Origin of the sequence: Streptomyces mesophilus, assembly GCF_040300965.1 — a bacterium.
Taxonomy (GTDB): domain Bacteria; phylum Actinomycetota; class Actinomycetes; order Streptomycetales; family Streptomycetaceae; genus Streptomyces; species Streptomyces mesophilus_A.
In genome coordinates, this window is sequence record NZ_JBEPEW010000064.1 from 23420 (window position 1) to 43871 (window position 20452).

A 20452-nucleotide genomic window follows, 5' to 3' on the forward strand; every position below is an offset into this window, starting at 1 on the left:
CCGAGCAGAGTGCCGTAAATCACGTAAATCGGGTACTAGGTCCGTCAAACCGGGCCTAAAGACCCCGGATGATGGAGAGATGCACGACCGGTCAGCGCACGCGTACCGCCGGGTGGCGGCCGCGGGCCGGCGCCGGGCGGAGTCCTGGGCAGCCCGTCCGCAGATCCTGGACGCACTGACCGCGCTCGGCTGCTTCGCACTGATGTCCCTGGACATTCCGGGGCTCGCCGCGGCCGACAACTCGCTGAACGGCTGGGCGGCGACCGCGGTGCTCGCGGCCGGTTCGGCGACGCTGCTTGTGCGGCGTGCGGCGCCTTGGGTGGCGTACGTGGTGGCGCTGGTGCTTCTGGCCTGGCTGCATGAGCTGACACTCGCGCAGTTCGCGCTCTACTCGCTCGGCCGCTACCGGGGCCGGGGTGCGGGTGTGGCCGGGGTCGCCGTGTACGTGGTCGTGGCCTTCATGCTCTTCCAGCTGCCGGGCTGGCCCGCGCACCGTGGGGACACTCTCGGCGACTTCCTCAGCCTGGTCGTGCCGATCGGTGTGCTCGCGGCAGGGGTCGGGATCGCGGCCAATCGGCAGGATCTGGTGCGAGCCCTTCAGTCGCAGCGGGCCGAGACGGCGGTGCTTCAGGCGGTGCATACGGAGCGCAGCGAGGTCGCGGGCGACGTCCATGACTTCGTCGGGCGTGAGCTGACGCTGCTGTGTGTGCGCTCCGATGTGCTGGCGGGCAGGGCGCGTTCCGCGGCGGACGAGGTGTACGCCGCGCAGTTCGAGGACCTGGGGGACACCGCTCGGCGGGCCCACACGCTGCTCAACGAGATCATCGTGCGGCGGGCCAACGCCGGTACGCCCACGCCGGGGCTGGACGCTCTGCCCGGCCTGGTCGAGCAGAGCGAACGGGCCGGTACGCCGGTGCTGTTGGAGGTCGACGAGGTGGCCGGGCGGTTGTCGCCGTTGCGGCAGGCTGCGGTGTACCGCGTCGCGCAGGAGTGTCTGACGAATGCGGCCAAGCATGCGCCGGGGGAGAAGGTGCGGGTGCGGATAGCGGTGGGGGAGGGGGTGGCCCGGGTCTCGGTCAGCAATGCGCTGCCGGCCGTGGTGCCTGCCCGGGCGCCGGTCGGTACCGGTACGGGGACGGCGGGGATGGCCGAGCGGGTGCGCAGTGTGGGTGGGAGCTTTCGGGCCGGGCGGCGGGATGGGGTGTACGAGGTGGTGGCGGAGTTGCCGGCGGGGCTTGGGCTGTGAGGTGAGGCTGCGGGGCTCGTAGGGGTCCGCTGCGCGGGGCTCGTGTGGGTCCGCGGCCCGCAGTCCGCGGTCGGCAGTCCGCTGCCCCTTGTCCGCTGTCCGTCGCCTGACCGCGTGCGGTGTCGTCTTGGGGTCGGTGCCGGTCCGGGGTACCTGTCATACGGGCAATGGCACCGTTCCCGTGAAGGGTTGCCGCCGACGTCGGGGGCGCCCGTATGACAGGCACCCCTCCCCGTCCCCTTCCGTCGTCGCGCGGCTGCGGGTCGGTGGGGGTTCCGTCCGGCAATTATGGGTGGGTGGGGTTCCGTCTCGCAGGCGCGCGGCTGCCGGCCGGTGGGAGCTCCGTTTCGTCGGCTCGCGCGCTCGCTGTCCAGTCGTCGACGCGCCCCCAACGGCCGGTGGTTGGGCGGTGGGTGGGGCCGGGGGCTACGCCGCCGACATCAGGCGGGACAGTGAGTCGAAGTCCTCGACGCACTGGCCGCAGCCCATCGCCACCGAGTCGAGGGGGTTCTCGGCGACGGAGACCGGGATGCCCGTGGCGGCGGCCATGCGCAGGTCAAGGCCCGGGAGCAGGGCGCCGCCGCCCGTCAGGACGATGCCGTGGCCCATGACGTCACCGGACAGTTCGGGCGGGCACTCCTCGAGCGTGGCCTTCACGGCCTCGATGATCGCCTCGATCGGCTCGTCGAGGGCCGAGCGGATCCCCTTCACGGTGAGGTCGACCGTCTTGGGCAGCCCGCCCACCTTCTCGCGCCCGCGCACCGCGAACGTCCGCATCTCGAAGGAGTCCTCGCCCGGCACCGGCCCGGCCGAGCCGATCGCCACCTTGATGTCCTCCGCGGTGCGCTCGCCGATCAGGAGCGAGTGCTCCTTGCGTACGTAATCGGTGATCGCCACGTCGAAGCGGTCGCCCCCGACCCGCAGCGACTGTGCGGTGACGATTCCGCCGAGCGAGATGACGGCGACCTCGGCCGTGCCGCCGCCGATGTCGACGACCATCGAGCCGCGCGGCTCGGAGACCGGCAGGCCCGCGCCGATCGCCGCGGCCATCGGCTCCTCGATCAGATGCACCTGCCGCGCACCCGACCGCTGCGCGGCCTGCACGATGGCCCGGCGCTCCACGGGCGTCACCCCGCTGGGCACGCAGACGACCATGCGCGTACGGGGGCGGCGGCCCGGGACGGCGCGGCGGACGAAGGCCCGGATCATCTCCTCGGCGGCCTCGTAATCGCTGATCACGCCGTCCTTGAGCGGGCGGATCGCGGTGATGGAGCCCGGGGTGCGGCCGATGGTCTCCTTGGCCTCCGTGCCGACGGCGAGCGCTCCCCGTACGCCCTCCTTGACGGCCACGACGGACGGTTCGTTGAGCACGATGCCCTGGCCACGGGCGTAGAGCAGGGTGTTGGCGGTGCCGAGATCGATCCCTATGTCCATGATCGGCAAGTTTGCCCGGGCCGGCCCGGAACAGGGCCGCCGAAGGTCCCGAACCGGGTGGGCCCAAGGTCCCGTCGATGGCGTGCGGGGGGTGAGGGCAGGGTCCGGCCGGTGGTGCGCGGCGGGCTGTCGGCGCACCTCCGTAGACTGGCGTACGTGAGTGAGCTCCCCCCGCACGACAGCAGCCGAGAAGGCTTCCCCGACGAGTTCGACGAGATCGTCTCCTCGGAGACGGACCGCGACCCCGACCTGGCGGTGATCGAGGCGGGCAGCCGTACCCTGCGCGCGCAGTCGGGACCGGCCGCCCCGGACATCCCGGCCCGCCCCGCGGACCCCGAGGTCGACAAGGCGCTGCGCGCGGTCGAGACGGAGCTCGCCTCGCGCTGGGGCGAGACCAAGCTGGAGCCGTCGGTCAGCCGCATCAAGGCGCTGATGGACGTGCTCGGCGACCCGCAGCGCGCGTACCCCTCGATCCACCTCACGGGCACCAACGGCAAGACGTCCACGGCCCGCATGATCGAGGCCCTGCTCGCCGCCTTCGAACTGCGCACCGGCCGCTACACCTCGCCGCACGTCCAGTCCGTCACCGAGCGCATCTCGCTCGACCAGGCGCCGATCTCCGCCGAGCGCTTCGTCGAGACGTACGAGGACATCAAGCCGTACGTCGAGATGGTCGACGCGCAGCAGGAGTACCGGCTCTCGTTCTTCGAGGTCCTGACCGGCATGGCGTACGCGGCCTTCGCCGACGCGCCCGTGGACGTCGCCGTCGTCGAGGTCGGCATGGGCGGCAGCTGGGACGCCACCAATGTGATCGACGCGGACGTCGCCGTCGTCACACCCATCGACCTCGACCACACCGACCGGCTCGGGGAGACGCCCGGCGAGATCGCCGGCGAGAAGGCCGGGATCATCAAGCAGGACGCCACGGTGATCCTCGCGCAGCAGCCCGTCGACGCGGCCCAGGTCCTTCTGAAGAAGTCCGTCGAGGTCGATGCGACGGTCGCCCGCGAGGGCCTGGAGTTCGGTGTCGTCTCGCGACGGCTCGCGGTCGGCGGCCAGATGGTGACGCTGCGCGGCCTGGGCGGCGAGTACGAGGAGATCTTCCTGCCGCTGCACGGCGCGCACCAGGCGCACAACGCGGCGGTCGCGCTCGCCGCGGTCGAGGCCTTCTTCGGTGTGGGAGCGTCCCGCAGCGAGCCGCTCGACGTGGACACCGTCCGCAAGGCCTTCGCGCAGGTCTCCTCGCCCGGCCGCCTGGAGCTGATCCGCACCTCGCCGTCCGTGCTGCTCGACGCCGCGCACAACCCGGCGGGCGCCCGCGTCACCGCCGAGGCCATCAGCGAGGTCTTCGACTTCAGCCGGCTCATCGGTGTGGTCGGTGCGAGCGGCGACAAGGACGTCCGGGGCTTCCTCGAGGCCTTCGAGCCGGTGTTCGCGGAGATCGTCGTCACGCAGAACTCCAGCCATCGCGCCATGGACGCCGACGAACTCGCGGGCATCGCCGTCGAGGTCTTCGGCGAGGACCGCGTGCAGGTCGAGCCGCGGCTCGACGACGCCCTCGAAGCGGCGATCACGCTGGCCGAGGAGGAGGGCGAGTACGCCGGCGGCGGTGTGCTCGTGACCGGTTCCGTCATCACCGTCGGCGAGGCCCGACTGCTCCTGGGGAGGGGCTGACACCGATGCGTACGCTCTGTGCTTCCACGCTGATCGGCGAGTTCTTCATCATCGGCTTCGCGGGTCTGGTCGCCATGAAGGACCCGGACCTGTCGATGGGGACGGTCTGGACGGTCTGCGGTATCGGCATGGTCCTGTCCGTGCTGCTCTGCGGAATGATCACCCGCCCCGGCGGCGTCCAGCTGGGCTGGGCCCTGCAGATCGCGCTGATCGCCTCGGGCTTCATCGTCCCTGCGATGTTCTTCCTCGGCGTCTGCTTCGCCGCGCTATGGGGGGTGTCGGTGCACTTCGGCCGCAAGATCGACGAGGCGAAGGCGCGTTTTGCCGCGCAGCAGGAGGGGATGAGTGCGGACCCGGCGTGACGGGGGCTGAGATCGGTCCCGGTTCAGGCCTCACGGTGACTCCTAGTAGTCTCTGAGGCCCGCACGCCGTAGAGCCAAGGAGCCGCACACCATGACCCAGCGCACCCTCGTCCTGCTGAAGCCGGACGCCGTCCGCCGTTCGCTGGTGGGCGAGATCATCAGCCGTATCGAGCGCAAGGCCGGCTGGCAGATCACCGCGCTGGAGCTGCGCTCGCTCGGCCAGGAGACCCTCGAGCAGCACTACGGCGAGCACAAGGGCAAGCCGTTCTACGAGCCGCTCGTCGAGTTCATGTCCTCCGGCCCCGTCGTCGCGCTGGTCGTCGAGGGCGAGCGGGTCATCGAGGGCGTCCGCGCGCTGGCCGGTCCGACCGACCCGATCGCCGCCGCCCCCGGCTCGATCCGCGGCGACTTCGGCACCATCGTGCGCGAGAACCTGATCCACGCCTCGGACTCCGAGGAGTCCGCCGAGCGCGAGCTGAAGATCTTCTTCCCGGGTCTCGTCTGAGGCTTCGGACCTCGCGCGGGCGCCATGGGTGACGCCCGTACTTTCTGATGCTCCGTCAGTCGGAGTGGGCCTGTGACCAGGGGCGGCCGCAAAAAACTGCGGTCGCCCCTTGGCATATGCAAGCCGATTGGGGGAACGCATCCTTCCGTCGGCTCGTCCCCATTAGCGGGGCGGCGGTTCGTCTGCTGACAATGGCGAAGACCCCCGCACAGTGCCCGTGCAGGCGAGACTACGATGGAAGCCTCCACGCCACCGTGTCCACCGCGCCGACCTGACAAGCCATCAATGCACCATTTTGGGAAGGCCAGACGCTCCTGATGGGAACCAATATGTCGTTCATCGGCCGTGACATGGCGATCGACCTCGGGACCGCCAACACGCTGGTCTACGTCAGGGGCCGAGGGATCGTACTCAACGAACCGTCCGTGGTCGCGATCAACACGAACACCGGCGGGATCCTCGCGGTCGGCGCCGAAGCGAAGAAGATGATCGGCCGCACCCCTGGCAACATCGTGGCGGTCCGCCCGCTCAAGGACGGCGTGATCGCCGACTTCGAGATCACCGAGCGGATGCTCCGCTACTTCATCCTCAAGATCCACAAGCGCCGGTACCTGGCCAGGCCGCGCGTCGTGGTCTGTGTGCCCTCCGGCATCACCGGCGTCGAGCGTCGCGCGGTCATCGAGGCGTCCACCCAGGCCGGCGCCCGCCAGGTGCACATCATCGAGGAGCCCATGGCCGCGGCCATCGGCTCGGGCCTGCCGGTCCACGAGGCCACCGGCAACATGGTGGTCGACATCGGCGGCGGCACCACCGAGGTCGCGGTGATCTCGCTCGGAGGAATCGTCACGGCACAGTCGATCCGGGTGGCGGGCGACGAGCTGGACAACGCGATCATCCAGCACATCAAGAAGGAGTACAGCCTCCTCCTCGGTGAGCGGACCGCCGAGCAGATCAAGATCACGATCGGTTCGGCGTACGACCTCGACACCGACGAGCACACCGAGATCCGCGGCCGTGACCTGGTCTCGGGTCTGCCCAAGACCGTGGTGATCTCCGCGGCCGAGGTGCGCAAGGCCATCGAGGAGCCGGTCAACGCGATCGTGGACGCGGTCAAGACCACCCTCGACAAGTGCCCGCCGGAGCTGTCGGGCGACGTGATGGACCGCGGCATCGTGCTCACCGGCGGCGGCGCCCTGCTGCGCGGCCTGGACGAGCGCCTGCGCCGCGAGACCGGCATGCCGATCCACATCGCCGAGGACCCGCTGGACTCGGTGGCGCTCGGCTCCGGCAAGTGCGTCGAGGAGTTCGAGGCGCTGCAGCAGGTGCTCGACGCGACGCCGCGCAGATGACGTAAAAACCATCGATCCGCCGTACGAAGCTGCCACTTCGTACGGCGGATCGTTGATATAGAGGCAAGACACCAATAACCGCATAAGGGCACTAACCGGGATGCGCTCCGCAGGCGGTCCCGGCCATGGCAAGTACATCCAATGAGGAAGGCACGGCCGCCGCACGTGAGGGACACACGAGAGAGCCGGCTGCTCCTGGTGCTGCTGATCGCCATCGCGTTCGCGCTGATCACGGTGGATATCCGGGGTGGCGAGGAGTCTCCGGTCGACGGTGCCCGGCAGGCCGCCGCGACCGTCTTCGGTCCGGTGGAGAACGGGGTCTCGGCCGCGGTCGACCCGATCGGCAACGCCATAAAGGCCATCAGGGAGTCCGGCGACCGCCACACCCGGGTCAGCCAACTCGAGCGCGAGAACGCCGCCTTGAAGGCGAAGCTCGGCAGCGACGACCGCAACCGCAGCCGCGTCCGCCAGCTCGACAAGATGCTGAAGACCGCCGGCGCCGGCCAGTACGGCATCAAGGGTGCGCAGGTCATCGGCATAGGAGCGGCCCAGGGCTTCTCCTGGACCGTGACGATCGACGCCGGCGCCAATGACGGCATCAAGCGCGACATGACCGTGCTCAACGGCGATGGTCTCGTCGGCCGCGTCACCACCGTCGGACCCAGCACCTCCACCGTGCTGCTCGCCACCGACCCGGACTTCACCGTCGGCACGCGCATGGAGTCCAGCGACGAGCTGGGCTTCGCGACCGGCCAGGGCGACCGACCGCTGTCGGTGCAGATGCTCAACGGCAAGGCCAAGGTGAAGAAGGGCGACCGGATGGTCACCTTCGGCTCGCAGGCCGACAAGCCCTTCGTGCCGGGCGTCCCGATCGGCACGGTGGTCAAGGTCGACCCCTCCGACGGCGGTCTGACCCGGACCGTGCACCTGGAGCCGTATGTCGGCTTCACGCAGCTCGATGTCGTCGGTGTGGTCGTGGAGGCCCCGCGCACCGACCCGCGCGACAAGGTGCTGCCCGAGCCGGTCAAGCCCAAGCCGACGCCGACCGTCACCGTGACGGTGACGCCGAACGCGAACGGTGAGTACCCGGCCGAAGGGGAAGGCGAGGACGCGGCGGGCGGTCAGGTACCGCCGACCGGTGCGAGCCGGGACCCGAACGCCGGCACCGCACAGGACGACCAGGAGTAACTGCCATGCGCTTCAACCGGATGCTCCTGTCGACCACCCTGGTCGTCGTCGCGCTCGTCGTGCAGGTCAGCGTGCTGGCCCGGCTCCACCTGCCCGGCGCCGTACCCGACCTGCTGCTCCTGACCGTGCTCGGGCTCGCGCTCGTGTACGGGCATGTCGGCGGCTGTCTCGTCGGCTTCGGTGCCGGTCTGCTCGCCGACCTCGCACCGCCCGCAGACCATGCCGCCGGACGCTACGCCCTGGTGCTCTGCGTGATCGGCTACCTCGCCGGACTCGTCAAGCCCGAGAGCGGCCAGCTGCGCACCGCCACCGGACCGATGGCCGTCGTCGTCGGCGCCGCGATCGGCTCGACCCTGCTCTACGCGGGGGTGGGCGCCCTCGTCGGTGACACCGCCGCCCGCCATGTGGGCCTCGGCGGCCTGCTGTTCAGCGCCACGCTCTACGATCTGCTGCTCGCCCCGTTCGTCGTGCCGGCCGTCATGTGGCTGGCCAGACGCGCCGAGAACGATCCGCTGGCCGAGACCGGCGGCGCCTCCGGCAAGGCGAGCGATGTCGCCTCCGGTTGGCTCTCCGCCGGTACGGGGCTCAGGATCGGCAGCCAGCGTGGTGGATTCCGTATGAAGGCAAGCAAGGCCCGGGTCGCCAGGGCCGGACGTATCAAGGGGGTCAAGCGCCTGTGACCAATATTCCGGAGACCGGCCGAACACCCCGTGTCCAGATCCGCCTGATCATCCTGCAGATCCTGGTCCTGTCCCTGCTCCTCACTCTCGGCGGCCGCCTCTGGTACCTCCAGGTGCGCAACGGCGACGAGTACGCCGACGAGGCCAACGGCAACCACGTCCAGCGCGTGGTGCAGCCCGCCACCCGCGGCTCGATCCTGGACGCGCGCGGCGTACCGCTCGCCGACAACGAGACCCGGCTCGTGGTCTCCGCCTCGCGCACCGAGCTGATGAAGATGAAGGACGACGGCGAAGGGGTCCTCACCCGGCTCGCCGAGGTGCTCGGGATGACGCCCAAGGACGTCGCCGACAAGGTGCGACTGTGCAACGCCGAGACCCCGCAGCCCTGCTGGAACGGATCGCCGTACCAGCCCATCCCGATCACCGACGAGGCCACGCCCAAGCAGGCGCTGCAGATCCGCGAGCGTGCCGAGGACTTCCCCGGCATCACCGCCGAACCCACCGCGGTACGCCGCTACACCGCGCCCGGATCGGCCAAGACCTCCCAGGTGCTCGGTTATCTCTCGCCCGTCACGGACGAGGAGATCCAGGCCGCCAAGGACACCGACTCGCCGTATCTGCGCAGTGACCAGGTGGGCCGCTCGGGCCTCGAGCGCACCTACGACAAGCAGCTGCGCGGCAAGGCCGGCGTCACCGCGTACGAGGTCGACAAGCTCGGCCGGGTCATGCGGCAGACGCAGGCCGAGCCCGCCCAGCCCGGTGCGAACGTCGTCACGAGCATCGACGCCCAGGTGCAGCGCGTCGCCGAGTACGAGCTCAACGAGGCGATGAAGGCCGCCCGCAAGGAGTTCGACGACAACACCGGCATGAACTACAAGGCCGACTCGGGCGCCGTCGTCGTGATGGAGTCCAAGACCGGCCGGGTCGTCGCGATGGCATCGCAGCCCGACTACGACCCCAACGCCTGGGTCGGCGGTATCTCGGGCAAGGACTACACCAAGCTGACCAGCAAGAAGTCCAACTACCCGCTTCTGAACCGGGCCATCCAGGGCCAGGCCGCCCCCGGCTCGATCTTCAAGGTCATCCCGACCACCGCGGCGGTCAACGCGGGCTATGAGTTCAACGGCCGCTACCCCTGCCCGAGTTCGTACTCGATCGGCGGCCAGGTCTTCAAGAACTTCGAGTCCCAGGGCCACGGCAGCATCACCCTCGGCCAGGCCCTCGAGGTCTCCTGCGACACCGTCTACTACTCGCTCGCCCACCAGCAGTGGCAGAAGGACGGCGGCAACAAGCCGAAGAAGAGCGCCAAGGACTGGTTCTACAAGACGGCCCACCAGTTCGGCCTCGGCCAGGAGACCGGCATCGACCTGCCCAACGAGGTCACCGGGCGCGTCCCCGACCGCCAGTGGAAGAAGGACTACTGGGCGGCCAACAAGGACGCCTGGTGCAAGCAGGGCAAGAAGTCCGGTGACTACGCCGAGCGCATCGCGTACGAGAACTGCCTCGAAGGCATGAAGATGCGCGCCGGTGACTCCGTCAACTACTCGATCGGCCAGGGCGACACCCTCGTCACGCCGATCCAGATGGCCACCATCTACGCGGCCCTGTCCAACGGCGGCACGCTCTACGACCCCACCGTCGGCAAGGCGATCATCAGCCCCGACGGCAAGCGGACCGAGGAGATCAAGCCGAAGGCGCACGGCAAGCTGCCGATGGACGCCAAGACGCACGACTTGATAAACGATGCCCTCGCGGGAGTCGCCACCCGCGGTACCGCCGCCTGGAGGTTCGGCGGCTGGCCGCAGGACAAGATCCCGATGCACGCCAAGACGGGTACCGCGGAGGTCTACGGCAAGCAGACCACCTCGTGGTTCGCCACGTACACCAAGGACTACACGATCGTGATGACCATCGCGCAGGGTGGTACGGGCTCCGGTGCCTCGGGCCCCGCCGTGCGCAAGATCTACGACGCGATGTACGGGCTCGACGCCGAAGGCAACCAGGACCTGAAGAAGGCGCTGCTGCCCAAGCCGCAGTCGTCCCTGCCGAAGATCGAGACCGACGGCTCGATCGACGTGCCCAAGATCAAGCCGTACGAGCCGAACAAGGAGAAGCCGCCGGCCCAGCAGGAGCTGGCGGCGGGCCTGGCGCCCGTGAATCCGGGGAGGCGTGACTGATGGGCGGCTTCTCCGTCTCCGGGTACGGGCCCGAACGCACCACCATGTCCAAGCTGTTCGCGCGTGACTCGATCGCGCGGCGGCTCGACTGGCCGATGCTCCTGGCCACGCTCGCCCTCTCGGTGATCGGCTCGGCCCTGGTCTACTCGGCCACCCGCAACCGCACCGAACTCGTCGGCGACGACCCGTACGCGTATCTGCTCAAGCACCTGCTGAACATCGGCATCGGCATCGGCCTGATGATCGGCACCGTCTGGCTCGGCCACCGCACCCTGCGCACGGCCGTGCCGATCCTGTACGGCGTCTCCGTCTTCCTCGTGCTGCTCGTCCTCACCCCGCTCGGCACCACCATCAACGGCGCGCACGCCTGGCTCGACCTCGGCGGACTCTCGCTGCAGCCCTCGGAGTTCGTGAAGGTCACGATCATCCTGGGCATGGCGATGCTGCTCGCCGCCCGCGTGGACGCCGGTGACCGCGAGTACCCCGACCACCGCACGGTCGTCCAGGCTCTGGGTCTGGCCGCGGTCCCGATAATGATCACGATGCTGATGCCGGACCTCGGCTCGGTCATGGTGATGGCGATGATCGTCCTCGGGGTGCTGCTCGCCTCCGGCGCCTCCAACCGGTGGATCCTGGGCCTGCTCGGCACGGGCGCGGCCGGCGCGCTCGCCATCTGGCAGCTCGGTGTGCTCGACGACTACCAGATCGCCCGCTTCGCGGCCTTCGCCAACCCCGCGCTCGACCCCTCAGGCGTCGGCTACAACACCAACCAGGCGCGTATCGCCATCGGTTCGGGCGGACTCACCGGCTCCGGGCTCGGCAACGGGTCGCAGACCACCGGGCAGTTCGTGCCCGAGCAGCAGACCGACTTCATCTTCACCGTCGCCGGTGAGGAACTCGGCTTCCTCGGCGCCGGGTTGATCATCCTGCTGCTCGGCGTCGTCCTGTGGCGCGCCTGCCGTATCGCCCGCGGGACCACCGAGCTGTACGGGACGATCGTGGCCGCCGGGATCATCGCCTGGTTCGCGTTCCAGGCCTTCGAGAACATCGGGATGTGCCTCGGCATCATGCCGGTGGCCGGTCTGCCGCTGCCCTTCGTGTCGTACGGCGGCACGTCGATGTTCGCGGTGTGGATCGCGATCGGGCTGCTCCAGTCGATCCGGGTGCAGCGGCCCATGTCGGCATAGAGCCTGCCCCTTGTCGGCAGGCAACGTCCTCGCCCAGGCCACTTCCCGTTCACGGGACGGTAAACGGCATCTGGTTCCCGCGCTGTTTCGCGTCTAGATTCGCTTCATGGCGGAGACGAAGCGCGAGATCGAGCGGAAGTACGAAGCCGGTCCAGGCGGGAAGCTGCCCTCCCTGGCCAAGGTCGCGGGCGTCTCGTCCGTCATCGACAAGGGCATCACCGAACTCGACGCCGTCTACTACGACACCGAGGATCTGCGGCTCGCCGCCTCCTCGCGCACCCTGCGCCGCCGCACCGGCGGCGACGACGCCGGCTGGCACCTCAAGCTGCCGGTCTCCACCGGGGTGCGCGACGAGGTGCACGCCCCGCTCTCCGCAGGGGTGCCGCGCGTGCTCGCCGGTCTCGTCCGCTCCAGGGTCCGCGAACGCCAGCTGGTCCCGGTCGTACGGCTGCGCTCCGAGCGCGATCTCCGCCACCTCGTGGACGCGGACGGTGCGCTGCTCGCCGAGGTCAGCATCGACGCCGTACAGGCCGACCGGCTCACTGAGGGCGGCGGCTCCACGGCCTGGACCGAGATCGAGGTCGAGCTGGCCGACGGGGTCGACCCCGCCTTCCTCGACAAGGTCGAGAAGCGGCTGCGCAAGGCCGGGATCGAGCCCTCCGGCTCCGCCTCCAAACTGGCCCGCGCACTCGGCGAGACCGGAGTCGCACCCGTCAAGCCGATCGCCCCCGCCAAGCCGGTCACCGCCGGCGAACACGTCCTCGCCTACCTCCGCGCACAGCGTGACGCCCTCGTCGCCCTCGACCCCGCCGTACGCCAGGACCAGCCCGACTCCGTCCACCAGATGCGGGTGGCCACGCGCCGGATGCGCAGCGCCTTCCGCAGTTACGGGAAGATCCTGGACCGCGCCGTCACCGACCCGATCGGTGAGGAACTCAAGTGGCTGGCAGGGGAGTTGGGCCTCGACCGGGACCGCGAGGTGCTCACCGAGCGCATCCAGACCGCCGTCGCCGAGCTGCCCCGGCACCTGACCGCCGGACCCGTGCGCACCCGTCTGCGCACCTGGTCGGCCGCTCGGCGCAGCGGCACCAAGCGCCATGTCACCGCGGTCCTCGACGGCAAGCGCTACCTCGCGCTGCTCGACACCCTGGACGCCCTGCTCGCCGGACCGCCCGTGCTGCCCGCGGCCGGCAAGGCCCCCGCGGACGTACTGCCCAAGGCGGTCCTGCGCGACCACCGCAAGCTCGCCGACCACATCCGGCGGGCGCTGGACGTACCGTCCTCGCCCGAGCGCGACCTGGAGATGCACGAGGCCCGCAAGAAGGCCAAGCGCACGCGCTACGCCGCCGAGCTCGCGACCCCCGCGCTCGGCAAACCGGCCAAGGCGATGGCTTCGTACGCGAAGAGCCTGCAAGGACTCCTCGGCGAACACCAGGACTCCGTGATGTGCCGCGAGGCCCTGCGCGAGATCGCGGCCCAGGCTGCGGCGGCCGGGGAGAGCTCCTTCACGTACGGGCTGCTGTACGGCCGCGAGGAGCGTGCGGCCGCCGACTGCGAGCGCGATCTGCCCGCCCTCAGCCCGCAGGAGCACCCCGAATACGCCTCCGGCCTGCAGGAAGTCAAGTAACCCCGCGGGACACGTTAGCCTTGAGGGTCACCCCTGCCAGCTCATCGAAGGTCACCGCGATGCCTGTCGAGTCCGTCTTCCCCCAGCTTGAAGCGCTGCTGCCGCATGTGCAGAAGCCGATTCAGTACGTGGGCGGAGAGCTGAACTCCACCGTGAAGCCGTGGGAGGAGTGCGACGTCCGCTGGGCGCTCATGTACCCGGACGCGTACGAGGTCGGTCTCCCCAACCAGGGCGTCATGATCCTTTACGAGGTCCTCAACGAGCGCGAGGGCGTGCTCGCCGAGCGCACGTACAGCGTGTGGCCCGACCTGGAGGCGCTCATGCGCGAGCACCAGGTCCCGCAGTTCACCGTGGATTCGCACCGCCCGGTGAAGGCCTTCGACGTGTTCGGCCTGTCCTTCTCCACGGAGCTGGGCTACACGAACATGCTCACGGCCCTGGACCTCGCGGGCATTCCGCTGGAGTCCAAGGACCGCGGCCTCGACGACCCGATCGTCCTCGCGGGCGGCCACGCGGCCTTCAACCCGGAGCCCATCGCGGACTTCATCGACGCCGCGATCATCGGTGACGGCGAGCAGGCCGTGCTCGACATGACCGAGATCATCCGCCACTGGAAGGCCGAGGGCCGTCCGGGCGGACGCGAGGAGGTGCTGCTGCGTCTCGCGAAGACCGGCAGCGTCTACATCCCCGCGTTCTACGACGTCGAGTACCTGCCCGACGGCCGGATCGGCCGCGTCGTGCCGAACCGCTCGGGCGTGCCGTGGCGCGTCTCCAAGCACACCGTCATGGACCTCGACGAGTGGCCCTACCCCAAGCAGCCGCTGGTCCCGCTCGCGGAGACCGTGCACGAGCGCATGTCCGTGGAGATCTTCCGCGGCTGCACCCGCGGCTGCCGCTTCTGCCAGGCCGGCATGATCACGCGTCCCGTACGGGAGCGAAGCATCACCGGCATCGGCGACATGGTGGAGAAGGGTCTCAAGGCGACCGGCTTCGAAGAGGTCGGTCTGCTGTCGCTGTCCTCCGCGGACCACTCGGAGATCGGCGATATCGCCAAGGGGCTCGCGGACCGCTACGAGGAAGACAAGATCGGCCTCTCGCTGCCGTCGACCCGCGTGGACGCCTTCAACGTCGACCTGGCCAACGAGCTGACCCGCAACGGCCGGCGCTCGGGTCTGACCTTCGCGCCCGAGGGCGGCTCCGAGCGCATGCGCAAGGTCATCAACAAGATGGTCTCCGAAGAGGACCTCATCCGGACCGTCGCGACCGCGTACGGCAACGGCTGGCGCCAGGTGAAGCTCTACTTCATGTGCGGTCTGCCGACCGAGACCGATGACGATGTGCTCCAGATCGCCGACATGGCAACTGCCGTGATCGCCAAGGGCCGTGAGGTCTCGGGCAAGAACGACATCCGTGCCACGGTCTCCATCGGCGGCTTCGTCCCCAAGCCCCACACTCCCTTCCAGTGGGCCCCGCAGCTCAGCGCGGAGGAGACGGACGCGCGTCTCGAGAAGCTCCGCGACAAGATCCGCGGGGACAAGAAGTACGGCCGCTCCATCGGCTTCCGCTACCACGACGGCAAGCCCGGCATCGTCGAGGGCCTGCTCTCGCGCGGCGACCGCCGCATCGGCGACGTCATCCGCGCCGTGTACGAGGACGGTGGCCGCTTCGACGGCTGGCGTGAGCACTTCTCGTACGACCGCTGGATGAAGTGCGCGGACACGGCGCTCGAGCCGTACGGCGTGGACGTCGACTGGTACACGACGCGTGAGCGTACGTACGAGGAGGTCCTGCCCTGGGACCACCTGGACTCGGGTCTCGACAAGGACTGGCTCTGGGAGGACTGGCAGGACGCCCTCGACGAGACCGAGGTCGAGGACTGCCGCTGGACGCCGTGCTTCGACTGCGGCGTATGCCCGCAGATGGACACGCACATCCAGATCGGCCCGACGGGCAAGAAGCTGCTGCCGCTGATGGTCAAGCAGCCCGAGACGAGTGGGCACGCGCACTGAGGTGGCGTGACGTGGCGTGACGTGGTGTGAACGGGCGGGTCGTGACCGGGAGGTCACGGCCCGTTCTCGTTCTCCGTGCGGTGATCCGACAGGCCGGGCGGCCCGCTCCGCGTGGGTGCTGTGCGGCCGCGGGTCGCCAGACCGTACAGCGCCGAGAGCATCGGGAAGGCCATGGCCAGCGCGAATCCGCCGAAGGGCAGGACGAACAGCAGGGTCACGAGGACCGCGGTGGTGATGAGCGTGCCGCGTGCGGGGTCGCTTCCCACGACGAAGACCGCGGGGTCCGCTTCAGGAGCGGGGAAACCTCGTCCGGGGACCAGCCGCGCGTCGGCGTAGACCTTCTCGGGACGGCACTGCTCGCCCTCGGGGAGTTCGACGACGGTGCGGTCGAGGGGCGGGTCTTCATCGCCTGCGGTGGCTGCTTTGGGGGTTCCGGTGGATTGGGTCCCCTCGACTGCTTCGGCCCCTTCGGCTGCTTCGGCTCCTTCGGTCGGGACGAAACGGCCGACGCAGTATTCGTCGTGCGACTCGGTGTGCGTCTGCTCCCGGATGACGACCACCGAGCCCCGGATGCCGCCCTCGCCCTGCGCGGCCCGGGTCCGCTCGGCTGCTTGGACGACCGCGAGGACTGCCGTGCACACGGCGATCGTGCCGACGGCAGCGCAGACCAGCCAGATCGTCACGGCGATGGTCGCCGACCTTCGGTCCTCCAGCAGACCTGAGACATCTCTGCCCCGGTTCAGCCCTCTCCTCTTGCGCAACGGCCCCCCAACGCTTGCGTGTCGGCGCAGGCTATCGCTCCCGGGTCGCTCGTGAGGGGGGCCGATGCGGCGGGACCGATCTTGTCCGGGGCCGTGCGGCCGGGCAGACTTCCCGGCCATGGCCTTTCATGTGCGCGGGACCGTGCTGCCCGACGGCGACCGTCGTGACCTGTGGATTCTGGGCGACCGGATCACCTTCGAGCGGCCGGGTGCCGAGTGCGTGACGCTGGCCGACGGTGGGTTTCTGCTGCCGGGGCTTGTGGATGTGCATACGCATCCGGGGGTCGTCGGGGACGCCTCGACGCCGCCCGGGTTCGACGCCGGACTCTTCGCCGAGCAGATCGACGCGCACAGGGACGCGGGGACGGCGGCGCTGCGGTTTCCCGGGCTGACCGGTGAGGTGCCGGATGAGGTGCGGGAGGCGCCGGGTGCGCCGCGGATGATCACGGCGGGGCGGTGGCTTGCGTGGGCCGGTCTCTCGCGGAGTGCTCAATTCCACACCGTGACCGATGAGTTGGCGGAGGCTGCGGCCAAGGAGGCGCTGGCCAACGACGGTTGGTGCAAGATCATGGGGGACTGGGACTTCGATGCGCCGTCCGTTCCGTACGAGGTGATGCGGGCCGTCGTCGAGGCGGTGCACGCGGTCGGTGGGCGGGTCGCGGCCCACTGTCAGTCCGCCGACGGGGTGTTGCAGGCGGCGCGGGCCGGGATCGACTCCATCGAGCACGGGATGGGGATGCCGGAGGAGTGTCTCGGGCTGATGGCCGCGAACGGGGCGGCGTATGTCCCCACGCTGACGGCCTTCGCGGGCAGTCGCGCCGAGGTGGCCGCTCGGGGGACGGCGCGGGCCGCTCTGTGGCTTTCCGGGCACGACACGATGATCCGGCGGGTGCGGGAGGCGCACGATGCGGGGGTGACGGTGCTGGCCGGGACGGATTCGGCGCCGTTCGGGAACGTGGCCTCGGAGGTGGAGCACCTTGTGGCGGCGGGGCTTCCGGTGAATGTGGCGGTGGGGGCGGCGAGTTGGGCTGCTCGGGAGTTTCTGGGGCTGTCGGGGCTTGTCGAGGGTGGGGCGGCGGATCTCACCGTGTATGACCTCGATCCGCGGCGGGAGCCGGGGGTGTTGAGGCATCCTCGGCGGATTGTGGTGCGGGGGTTTGTGGTGCGCTGAGCGTGGGCTGGGCGCGGGGGGTCTGTCCCCGGGGTGCTGTCACGGGGGCCCTGCCCCCGGGCCCCCGCTGGTGGCTTGCGCCCCCAGGCCCCCCTTTCGCCTGGTGCGGCTTCGTGTGCGGCTGTCGGCCGGGTGCGTGCTGCGCGTGCGGTTTCGTTGTGGGGCTGCTTCGTGTGCGGCTTTCTGCCGGTGTGCTGTCGCGTGCGGTTTCGTCGTGGGTCGGGGCCGGGGTGGGGTGCTTGCTCATTCGGGCAATGGCACCGCTTCCGCGAAGGGTTGCCGTCTCCGACGGGGGCGCCCGAATGACAATGCACCCCACCCCGTCCCCTTACGCCGGTACGCGGCTGACGGCCGGTGGGGGTGCTGGTCCACCCCGCGGGTGGGTGGGTTTCGTTCCGCGGCTGCCGGCGTTTGAGGACATCCGGACGAAGTTCGGATACGGGGTCTGGGGCGCAGCCCCAGTTTCGGGAAGGGGCCGGTAGGGGAAGGCGGTCGCGTGGCTCAGTGCCGCCGACTCGGGCTGGGATCAGGTGTTATTGGGTCGCAACACCCGGGCGCATCCGTCGCGGGGTTTGACGCGTCCTGACTGTCATGGACCTCGAGAAAGTGCCCGCGACGCCACCGGCCGTCCCGGCAGCTCCTGTGCCCCCGCCGGCCGACGGGCCCGAGGGCTGTATCGCGGCGGCGATCAGGATTCCCGTACGGATCGTCGTGCTGGTGCTCGTCGTGCCCGTGCGGATGGTGTGGGACGCGCTGGTCGTGAGCGGGAAGTTTCTGCAGCGGACGCTGCTGCTTCCCGTCGGGCGGGGTCTGGCCTGGCTGGGGCGGATGTTGTTCGTCGTGCCCGCGGTGTTCCTCTGGGAGCAGGTGCTCGTTCCGCTCGGGCACGGGCTCGGATGGCTGGGGCGGATGCTCGGGGTCGGGCTCGGCTGGGTCGGCAAGGCATTGTTCGTGTGGCCGTGGGTGGCGCTGTGGCGCTACGTGGTCGTGCCGGTGGGAGCCGGTCTCGGATGGCTGGGACGGGTGCTGTTCGTCGTGCCCGCCGTGTGGCTGTACGCGTACGTCCTGACGCCGGTCGGGCACGGGCTCGCCTGGCTGGGGCGGATGCTCGGGACCGGGCTCGGCTGGCTGGGCAAGGCGTTGTTCGTGTGGCCGTGGGTCGCCCTGTGGCAGTACGTGCTCGCCCCCGTCGGGCGGGGGCTCCTCTGGCTCGGGGCCATGGTGCTCGCCGGGCTCGCGTGGATGGGGCGGGTGCTCGTGGTCGCGCCGGCCGTGTGGGCGTACGCGTACGTCCTGACGCCCGTCGGGCACGGCCTCCTCTGGGTCGGCCGGGGGACCGGGACGCTGTTGCGGTGGATCTTCGTCGTGCCCGTCGTCGCCGTGTGGCGCTGGGTGCTCGTGCCGGTCGGGAAGGCGATCGGCGTCGTGGCGCGGGAGGTCGGCGATGCGCTGGGGCACGCCTGGCGTATCGCCGGGCGGATCTCGCGGGCCGTGGGCCGTGCGATCGGAACGCTGCTGCGCTGGATCTTCGTGGAGCCCGTGCGGTGGGCGTACCGGACGGTCCTCACGCCCGTCGGCCATTTCGTACGGGACGCCGTCCTCAGGCCGGTCGGGCAGGCGGTGCGTGAGGCCGGTCGCAGCGCGCGCAAGGCCCTTGCCGCGGCCCGCGAAAGCGCACGTCAGACCCGGGCCGACATCCGGCGGATGCTGTTCGGCGCACCTGCTCGTGACGCCGCCCCCATCCCCGTACAAAAGCACCGGCGGGAACCGGGAGCCGCTCAGGCACGTACTCTAGGTAGCAGTACGACCGCACCTGCACACCATCAGCCGCTGCCGAACGCGGCGGCGGTGAAGTTCACGAAGGACTGACTGACACTGGGCAAGCGACAGCCCGAAGGCCCGCCGCCCGCACCCGCGGTGCAGCGCATCCGACTGCGTTACACCAAGCGCGGCCGCCTCCGGTTCACCAGCCACCGCGACTTCCAGCGTGCTTTCGAGCGCGCCCTGCGTCGCGCCGAGGTCCCCATGGCGTACTCGGCGGGCTTCACGCCGCATCCCAAGGTGTCCTACGCCAATGCCGCACCCACCGGCACGGGCAGTGAGGCCGAGTATCTGGAGATCGCTCTGACGGAGAAGCGCGACCCCGCGCAGCTCCGTGTCCTCCTCGATGAGTCGCTGCCCGACGGGCTCGACATCACCGAGGCGGTCGAGGCCCGGATCTCGGGTCTCGCGGACCGGCTGCAGGCCTCGGTCTGGGAGTTGAGGCTCGACGGTGTCGAGCTCGCACAGGCCCAGGCCGCCGTGAAGGCGTTCCTCGATGCCGAGACCGTCGAAGTCGGACGGCTCACGAAGAACGGCATGCGCACCTTCGACGCCCGCGGCGCCGTCGCTGATCTGCAGGCACTCGAAACCCGGGCTGATAGGCCGGGGACCGAGCCCTGTGCGATACTGCGGCTGGTTGTAAGGCATGCATCGCCTGCCGTACGACCCGACGACGTTCTGTCCGGTCTCCGAGCCGTAGCCGACTTGGTGCCGCCGGTCCCCGCTGCGGTGACCAGGCTGGCCCAGGGGCCGTTCGACGAGGAGTCCGGCACGGTGACCGACCCGCTCGCGCCCGACCGCGAGGCGGCCGCGCCCTCCACCCAAGAGGACGCAGAGCCGACCGCCGCGGCAGCGCAGGGCTAAGGAAGGTTCCGTAGGGACGGTCGCCGAACCGCGCAGCCCTTGTACTCGGGAGCCACCTGGGTCGGGCCGCGCACCGACCACCAGACTTTCGCCAGGCCGTGCGTACCGCGTATCGGAACCGGCGAGACAGACACATACAGCTCCCGTGCGGCGCCCGCGCCTGCCGGACGAGTGGCCCGGTTCTCACGCCATGGCCGCGGACGTCATCGGCACCGGCGCGGCGCCCGGGAGCGTGACGGGAGAACCGCCCGCATGCTCGAGCCGACCGAACCCGGTACGTCCGGGGACGCCGAGAACAACAACACCGCACCTGGCGACAAGCTGCCGCCGCGCCGCCGGCGCGTGCTCGCCGCCCTGTCCGGCGGTGCGATCGGCGCCCAGGCGGCCGGATTCACCA

At 70.1% G+C, this 20452-nt stretch carries 16 protein-coding genes; 14 read left to right on the top strand and 2 right to left on the bottom strand.

Annotated elements, in window-relative coordinates:
- The first annotated feature begins 79 nt into the window (after nt 1-79).
- On the top strand, nt 80-1246 hold the full coding sequence (locus ABT367_RS22325) for a sensor histidine kinase (protein WP_352254828.1): 1167 nt from the start codon (nt 80-82) through the stop codon (nt 1244-1246).
- A gap of 426 nt (nt 1247-1672) precedes the next feature.
- Here ABT367_RS22325 and ABT367_RS22330 read toward each other — a convergent pair whose 3' ends face one another.
- Nucleotides 1673-2680: a rod shape-determining protein gene (locus ABT367_RS22330; RefSeq protein WP_352254829.1), complete on the bottom strand. Its 1008-nt coding sequence runs from the start codon at nt 2678-2680 to the stop codon at nt 1673-1675.
- A gap of 156 nt (nt 2681-2836) precedes the next feature.
- Here ABT367_RS22330 and folC point away from each other — a divergent pair, with 156 nt between their 5' ends.
- From folC to ABT367_RS22380, 10 genes are all read left to right on the top strand, one after another.
- Complete coding sequence (folC, locus tag ABT367_RS22335) at nt 2837-4354, top strand: bifunctional tetrahydrofolate synthase/dihydrofolate synthase (RefSeq protein WP_352254830.1); 1518 nt, start codon at nt 2837-2839, stop codon at nt 4352-4354.
- A 5-nt stretch (nt 4355-4359) separates the two neighbouring features.
- A complete protein-coding gene (locus tag ABT367_RS22340; protein ID WP_352254831.1) occupies nt 4360-4716 on the top strand; it encodes a DUF4233 domain-containing protein in 357 nt (118 codons plus the stop codon).
- Between the two features lie 91 nt (nt 4717-4807).
- Nucleotides 4808-5221, top strand: a complete 414-nt coding sequence (gene ndk, locus ABT367_RS22345; RefSeq protein ID WP_352254832.1) for a nucleoside-diphosphate kinase — start codon at nt 4808-4810, stop codon at nt 5219-5221.
- A gap of 329 nt (nt 5222-5550) precedes the next feature.
- The gene (locus ABT367_RS22350; RefSeq protein ID WP_093613129.1) at nt 5551-6570 is read left to right on the top strand and encodes a rod shape-determining protein; all 1020 of its coding nucleotides are present in this window, start codon (nt 5551-5553) and stop codon (nt 6568-6570) included.
- A gap of 165 nt (nt 6571-6735) precedes the next feature.
- Entirely contained in the window at nt 6736-7758 is a 1023-nt protein-coding gene (gene mreC / locus ABT367_RS22355; RefSeq protein WP_352254833.1) for a rod shape-determining protein MreC, read from the top strand.
- A 5-nt stretch (nt 7759-7763) separates the two neighbouring features.
- Nucleotides 7764-8438 (top strand): rod shape-determining protein MreD, encoded by a 675-nt coding sequence (gene mreD / locus ABT367_RS22360; protein ID WP_352254834.1) that lies wholly within the window; start codon nt 7764-7766, stop codon nt 8436-8438.
- Nucleotides 8435-10615 (top strand): penicillin-binding protein 2, encoded by a 2181-nt coding sequence (gene mrdA, locus ABT367_RS22365; RefSeq protein WP_352254835.1) that lies wholly within the window; start codon nt 8435-8437, stop codon nt 10613-10615. Before mreD ends, mrdA begins: the two co-directional genes overlap by 4 nt.
- Nucleotides 10615-11802, top strand: coding sequence for a rod shape-determining protein RodA (gene rodA, locus ABT367_RS22370; RefSeq protein WP_352254836.1), 1188 nt, complete (start codon nt 10615-10617; stop codon nt 11800-11802). The genes mrdA and rodA overlap by 1 nt, the downstream gene beginning before the upstream one ends.
- A 106-nt stretch (nt 11803-11908) precedes the next feature.
- A complete protein-coding gene (locus ABT367_RS22375; RefSeq protein ID WP_352254837.1) occupies nt 11909-13429 on the top strand; it encodes a CYTH and CHAD domain-containing protein in 1521 nt (506 codons plus the stop codon).
- A gap of 59 nt (nt 13430-13488) precedes the next feature.
- Nucleotides 13489-15438 (top strand): TIGR03960 family B12-binding radical SAM protein, encoded by a 1950-nt coding sequence (locus ABT367_RS22380; RefSeq protein ID WP_352254838.1) that lies wholly within the window; start codon nt 13489-13491, stop codon nt 15436-15438.
- Nucleotides 15439-15491: 53 nt separating this feature from the next.
- On the opposite strand, the gene ABT367_RS22385 is transcribed toward ABT367_RS22380, so the two are convergent.
- Nucleotides 15492-16121, bottom strand: a complete 630-nt coding sequence (locus tag ABT367_RS22385; RefSeq protein WP_352254839.1) for a hypothetical protein — start codon at nt 16119-16121, stop codon at nt 15492-15494.
- A gap of 196 nt (nt 16122-16317) precedes the next feature.
- Here ABT367_RS22385 and ABT367_RS22390 point away from each other — a divergent pair, with 196 nt between their 5' ends.
- The 3 genes from ABT367_RS22390 (at nt 16318) to ABT367_RS22400 (ending at nt 20055) form a co-directional block, all read left to right on the top strand.
- A complete protein-coding gene (locus tag ABT367_RS22390; RefSeq protein WP_352254840.1) occupies nt 16318-17370 on the top strand; it encodes an amidohydrolase family protein in 1053 nt (350 codons plus the stop codon).
- A 591-nt stretch (nt 17371-17961) separates the two neighbouring features.
- Nucleotides 17962-19239 carry a hypothetical protein gene (locus tag ABT367_RS22395; protein WP_352254841.1) on the top strand — a complete coding sequence of 426 codons (1278 nt, stop codon included), beginning with the start codon at nt 17962-17964 and terminating at the stop codon, nt 19237-19239.
- Nucleotides 19240-19287: 48 nt separating this feature from the next.
- On the top strand, nt 19288-20055 hold the full coding sequence (locus ABT367_RS22400; protein WP_352254842.1) for a TIGR03936 family radical SAM-associated protein: 768 nt from the start codon (nt 19288-19290) through the stop codon (nt 20053-20055).
- The last annotated feature ends 397 nt before the right edge of the window (nt 20056-20452 follow it).